4 protein-coding genes are annotated in these 2,815 nt (G+C 59.6%); all 4 read left to right on the top strand.

The features are described from left to right. Positions 1-99 precede the first annotated feature (99 nt). The 4 genes from FHT71_RS31065 (at position 100) to FHT71_RS31080 (ending at position 2,800) form a co-directional block, all read left to right on the top strand. Entirely contained in the window at positions 100-474 is a 375-nt protein-coding gene (locus tag FHT71_RS31065; RefSeq protein ID WP_183723286.1) for a transposase, read from the top strand. Continuing rightward, entirely contained in the window at positions 471-818 is a 348-nt protein-coding gene (gene tnpB, locus FHT71_RS31070) for an IS66 family insertion sequence element accessory protein TnpB (protein ID WP_008535377.1), read from the top strand. Before FHT71_RS31065 ends, tnpB begins: the two co-directional genes overlap by 4 nt. A 63-nt stretch (positions 819-881) precedes the next feature. Next, positions 882-2,504: an IS66 family transposase gene (locus FHT71_RS31075; RefSeq protein WP_183723288.1), complete on the top strand. Its 1,623-nt coding sequence runs from the start codon at positions 882-884 to the stop codon at positions 2,502-2,504. After that, positions 2,504-2,800 carry a hypothetical protein gene (locus FHT71_RS31080; protein WP_183723290.1) on the top strand — a complete coding sequence of 99 codons (297 nt, stop codon included), beginning with the start codon at positions 2,504-2,506 and terminating at the stop codon, positions 2,798-2,800. The genes FHT71_RS31075 and FHT71_RS31080 overlap by 1 nt, the downstream gene beginning before the upstream one ends. Positions 2,801-2,815: the final 15 nt, after the last annotated feature.

Raw genomic sequence — 2,815 nt, forward strand, 5'->3', positions numbered from 1 at the left:
GTAAGCACCCGATTGGCACCGCCTGCCGAATAGCGCCTTGATGGCCTAAGACACGTCCTTAACGACGTCGTTAGCGACGTATCTTAGGCGAGGTATGGGATGCGTGTCGAAATTCTTGGTCAGGAACGTCGTCGGCGTTGGGGTGACGAGAAGAAGCTCGACGTTGTCATGTCGGTGGGGCTCGACGGTGCGACGGTTACTGAAGTTGCCCATCGGCACGATGTGACCCGGCAGCAGATTTACGCCTGGCGGCATGAGCTGAAGAAGAAGGGTTTGTTGCCGCCCACGGCCGATACGGTCTTCCTGCCCGTAGATACGTCCGCCATGGACGACGCCCCGCTCGGGCGTGAGGAGGTTGCGCGCGAGCCCGCACTGATCGAGTTGCGTCTGAACTATGGGCGTAGCCTTCGCTTCGATAGCGGCGTCGATGCCACCGTCCTGACGCGGCTCATCCGGGCGGTTGAAGCGGCATGATTGGACCAGGAACCGGTGTTCGAGTGTATCTTGCCTGCGGGATCACGGACATGCGCAAAGGAGTTGAGGGCCTGGCTGCGCTTGCGCAGGATGTATTGCGCCAGAAGCCGACGGGCGGCGCAGTCTTCGCCTTTCGAGGAAGGCGTGGCGACCGTTTGAAACTTCTGTATTTTGATGGCCAGGGCTTCTGTCTGTATTACAAAATTTTGCAGAGGGGGCGTTTTCCCTGGCCTTCAGCAGCAGATGGAACGGCCCGACTGACAACGGCGCAACTGGCGATGTTGTGGGAAGGGATTGATTGGCGACGTCCCAACTGGGGCGCCCCGCCGGCGCGTGTCGGTTGATTTTATCCCTCTGAATCTGCTTGTTTTTATGGATATTCCTCCTGGCTTATGCTAGTCAGGTTCATGTCGAACGCGAGCCAAAATCTTCCCGATGATCCGGCCTTCCTGAAGGCAATGATCGCCGCCCTGCAGGCGGAAAATGCGAAGATGTCGGCGACGTTGCAGGCGCACGACCAGTTGATCCAGACGTTACGGCTGCGCATCGCCAAGCTGAAGAAACAGGTCTTCGGCAAGTCCTCGGAAAAGATCGAGCGGGAAATCCAGCAGCTGGAATTGGCGCTGGAGGATCTTCTCATCGCCGCGGCCGAAAGCGGCACCAAGCCGCTTGATGAGGTCGATGAGCCCACGCCCGTCGCACCGGTGGCAAACACTCCCGAAAGAATAATGCGCCGCCGTCCGCGGGTGTCGGAAAAGGCAGCTCGCGAGCGCAAAGAACTCGATCCTGGTACCTGCTGCCCCGATTGCGGTGGTGAACTGCGCCTTGTTGGCGAGGACGCGAGTGAAATCCTCGACATGATCGCTGCGCAAATGAAGGTCATCGAGGTCGCTCGATTGAAGAAATCCTGCCGCTGCTGCGAGAAGATGGTGCAGTTGCCGGCTCCCAGCCGTCCGATACCGGGCAGCATGGCGGGGCCGGGTCTTCTGGCCTATATCCTGGTCTCGAAGTTCGACGACCATCTGCCACTCTATCGTCTGAACGAGATCTTCGCCCGCATGGGCGTCGATATCCCCGATAGCACACTGGTCGATTGGTGCGGTCGCGCCATGCAGGTGCTTCAGCCTTTGATCGAGCGGATCGAAGCGGCGATCATGGGCAGTGACCTCCTCCATGCCGACGACACCCCGATCCGGGTGCTGGATCGTTCGCTACGAGACAAGGGATTGGGCAAAGGCGTGAAGAAAGGCAGGATCTGGACATATGTCCGAGATCAACGGCCATGGGCGGGTGCTGCCCCGCCTGGGGCGGTCTACTACTTCGCCCCGGACTGGAAGCAAGAACACGTCCATCGTCATCTCCGGCAGGCAAGCGGCATCCTTCAAGCCGACGGCTACAAAGGCTACGGGAAGCTTTATGAACCGGGCGCGGAGGGGACGTCGCGCTTCCGAGAGGCAGCCTGTTGGGCGCATTGGCGCCGCGACTTCCATGATATCTGGACATCGAACAAATCCGAGATCGCACGCGAGGCTCTCGACCGTATCGGCGCGCTTTACGACATCGAACGGGACATTGCCGCTCAACCTGCCGATATCCGCCTTGCCGCACGTCAGAAGCACAGCAAAGCAAAGGTCGAAGCACTCCGCGTCTGGGCCGAAGCGCAACTGACCCGCATTCCGGGCAAGAGCGATTTGGCGACCGCTCTCCGGTATGGCCTGAGCCGGTGGTCCTCGCTCTGCCTGTTCCTGGACGACGGTCGTGTCGCCATCGACAACAATGCCGCCGAGCGCGCCCTGCGTCCGATAGGAGTTGGAAGACGCAATTGGTTATTCGCCGGCGCCGACACCGGCGCGGAGACCCTGGCGCGTGCCATGACGATCATCGAGACGGCAAAGATGAATGGCCTCGATCCGCAGGCCTATCTCGCCGATCTGCTCGACCGCATCCACGACCACAAGATCAATCGCCTCGACGAACTGCTTCCTTGGCATTGGTCACCTGTCACCAGCATCTGCGCCGAGGCAGCCTAATGGCAACAATCACCTATGTCCGCACGCTCAAATATGTCGCTGAAATTCTTGGCGAGGATCCGGAGCTTCTCCGGGCAATCATCTCCAACGATGATAATCTGACCTACGGCAGCATCATCAGCGTCTATAACGGGGAGGACGAATCCGTCACCGCGCTGACAGACGACGGCATGGAGGAACTAGAACAGATGCTCTCCTATGCTCGCCGTTCACCCGACGAATGGAACGACTTCCTCGACTGCTTTGTCGACGACGAGGAGCTGGTCGCCCGCTTCAAAGCGAAATCTCCGCGGTAACAATCGGTCGGTTAC

Origin of the sequence: Rhizobium sp. BK060 (assembly GCF_014193145.1) — a bacterium.
Lineage (GTDB): Bacteria > Pseudomonadota > Alphaproteobacteria > Rhizobiales > Rhizobiaceae > Rhizobium.

What these genes read in the sequence shown, in the direction of transcription:
- FHT71_RS31065 (WP_183723286.1), top strand. Translation starts at nt 100, where the DNA reads ATGCGTGTCGAAATTCTTGGTCAGGAACGTCGTCGGCGTTGGGGTGAC.
- FHT71_RS31080 (WP_183723290.1), top strand. Translation starts at nt 2,504, where the DNA reads ATGGCAACAATCACCTATGTCCGCACGCTCAAATATGTCGCTGAAATT.
- FHT71_RS31075 (WP_183723288.1), top strand. Translation starts at nt 882, where the DNA reads ATGTCGAACGCGAGCCAAAATCTTCCCGATGATCCGGCCTTCCTGAAG.
- tnpB (WP_008535377.1), top strand. Translation starts at nt 471, where the DNA reads ATGATTGGACCAGGAACCGGTGTTCGAGTGTATCTTGCCTGCGGGATC.